2 protein-coding genes and 1 rRNA gene are annotated in these 2,556 nt (G+C 32.0%); 2 read left to right on the plus strand and 1 reads right to left on the minus strand.

The window, feature by feature from the left end; translation table 11 throughout:
* Both rrf and KPL55_RS26200 read left to right on the plus strand, forming a co-directional pair.
* Positions 1 to 101, plus strand: a 5S ribosomal RNA gene (rrf, locus tag KPL55_RS25435); the annotation flags it as partial.
* A 201-nt stretch (positions 102 to 302) separates the two neighbouring features.
* Complete coding sequence (locus KPL55_RS26200) at positions 303 to 1,364, plus strand: FMN-binding protein (RefSeq protein WP_246599847.1); 1,062 nt, start codon at positions 303 to 305, stop codon at positions 1,362 to 1,364.
* 59 nt (positions 1,365 to 1,423) lie between these two features.
* Here the strand turns inward: KPL55_RS26200 and KPL55_RS25445 are convergent, their stop codons facing one another.
* Positions 1,424 to 2,155, minus strand: coding sequence for an NAD-dependent protein deacylase (locus KPL55_RS25445; protein WP_216309544.1), 732 nt, complete (start codon positions 2,153 to 2,155; stop codon positions 1,424 to 1,426).
* Between the last annotated feature and the right edge of the window lie 401 nt (positions 2,156 to 2,556).

Genomic DNA, 2,556 nt, shown 5'->3' on the forward strand with positions numbered 1-2,556 from the left:
TGAAGGTAACACCCGTTCCCATACCGAACACGAAGGTTAAGCTTCAATGCGCCGATGGTACTGCAGGGGTGACCTTGTGGAAGAGTAGGTTGTCGCCAGGTAATAAAAAAAACACTAAGTTTATCTTAGTGTTTTTTTGTGCGTAAAAATAATTAATCATGAATACCAATAAGATAGTACACAATAGTTTTGTTCATTTAGTATTTAGAGAATACAACTAGTTACCTTGTTATAAGTTTGTCTAATTGATATACTTTAATTGTAAAATAATATTATATTATGAAAAATATAGGGGGCTAACAATGAAAATCAAAACAATATTATTGTCATTGGTTCTAGGAACAACACTATTAGCAGGATGTGGAAACAAAGATGCGGCAACAACATCAACTAAGAGTGTTGCAAAAGAAGAAACAGCGTCATCAGCAAAAACTATAATTAAAATTGGAAGAGTCGAGGCTGCCGCACATGGGACAAAGTGCTTTACAGTTGCAGTAGTGGCAACGGCAGGTGACAAGATAGTGGCTGCATCAATAGATGATTACCAATTTATGAGCAAAGATGTAGCAAAAGGAGTTCCAAATTCTGAATCTGATTTTGGAGCGAATTACAAAGATCCAGCAAATGTATTGGCATCAAAAAGAACAAATGCTGTATATTACAGTGAACATATGAAAGAAGAGGCAAAATCAACGGTAGCACTTGATACAAACTATAATGCTGTTCAAGAATTTGCAGTGGGTAAAACAGTGACAGAATTAGAAGCTCTAATTAAGAAAAATGGAAAAGATCCATTGACTGATGCTGTAACTAGTGCAACATTGGTAGATACAAATGGCTATCTTTCTGCAATTGTTGCAGCTGCAAAAGTTGCAAAAGAAAATAGTACAATTCAAGTAGATACAGAAGCACTAAAAAATTTAAAAGTCGGAAGAGTTGAAGCGGCTGCCCATGGGACAAAATGCTTTACGGTGGCAGTAACGATAATGGCAGGTGATAAAATTGCAGCTACATCTATCGATGATTATCAATTTATGGGAAAAGATGTAGCAAAAGGAGTTCCAAATTCTGAATCTGATTTTGGAGCAAATTACAAAGATGCGGCAAATGTATTGGCATCCAAAAGAACAAATGCAGTATATTATAGTGAACATATGAAAGAAGAGGCTAAATCAACAGTCGCACTCGATACGAACTATAATGCTGTTCAAGATTTTGCAGTGGGTAAAACAGTGACAGAATTAGAAGCTCTAATTAAGAAAAATGGAAAAGATCCATTGACTGATGCTGTAACTAGTGCAACATTAGTAGATACAAATGGTTATCTTTCTGCTATAGCTGCAGCTGCAAAAGTAGCAGAATAAGTTATAAAAAACACTAAGTAAATCTTAGTGTTTTTTTCATGTATACAATTTTAAAAAAATTACAATTCACATACTGTACTTAAAACTTTGCCTATACTGTCGTTAATTACTAAATTTGCTTGATTGTCATAAGAGGTAGAGGACTTATTTATAAGAACTAAATTTGTACCCCTAAAATATTTTATGAGATTTGCAGCAGGATATACGACAAGAGAAGTTCCGCCTACAATTAATGTATCTGCAATACTTATTGCACTAATAGAAGATTCTAAAACATTCATATCTAAACTTTCCTCATAAAGAACAACATCTGGCTTAATAATGCCACCACAGTTATTACAAATAGGAATTACTGTTTTACTATTCAATACATAATTTGAATCAAAGAAACTATTACATTTCATGCAATGATTTCTATGTACAGATCCATGGAGTTCGTAAACATTCTTTGAACCGGCCATTTGGTGTAAACCATCAATGTTTTGAGTAATTACAGCTTTTAATTTATTGTTTTTTTCCAACTTGGCTAATGTAATATGTGCATCATTGGGAATGGCATCTTTAAAAATCATATTAGACTTATAAAATCTAAAAAAATCCTCGGTATGATTTATAAAAAAAGAATGACTTAAAATAACTTCAGGAGAAAATTTTAAGTCGGTTTTTATTTTATATAAACCATTTGTAGAACGGAAATCAGGTATACAACTTTCAGTTGAGACACCCGCACCTCCAAAGAAAACTATATTTGTACTGTTTTTTATAATATTTTTTAATGAATTATAAGACATAAGCTCAACTCCTTAACTATAGTATACCAGTTAATAGAATAGCTAGTTGGATATAATTAAGAAAATTACAACACTAAAAATGATTTTTGATAGATAAATGTAGGACAAGAAACTATATACTTATCCTAGTGTATCAGTATGAGGTATTGCTAGCAATAATGCTGAATAACGGAGAAAAATGAGAACAGATTCAATATATGGACTATTAGGTAATTGTATAATGAATATATTATGATAAAATACTCTTTGTCGTCGCAAGTGAGTAACTATGTCGATGGTTGATACGAAACAACAAATTGGTCTTTGAAAATTAAACAGAGAAATAGGTAAACTTAGCAAAATAATATTTTGTTAAACCAGTCAATTACTTTAGTATAAAGTAAAATTTAGTCGTAAGACTA

This window comes from Clostridium lacusfryxellense (assembly GCF_018861735.1).
GTDB classification, from domain to species: Bacteria; Bacillota; Clostridia; order Clostridiales; family Clostridiaceae; genus Clostridium_AD; species Clostridium_AD lacusfryxellense.

What these genes read in the sequence shown, in the direction of transcription:
- KPL55_RS26200 (WP_246599847.1), top strand. Translation starts at nt 303, where the DNA reads ATGAAAATCAAAACAATATTATTGTCATTGGTTCTAGGAACAACACTA.
- KPL55_RS25445 (WP_216309544.1), bottom strand. Translation starts at nt 2,155, where the DNA reads ATGTCTTATAATTCATTAAAAAATATTATAAAAAACAGTACAAATATA.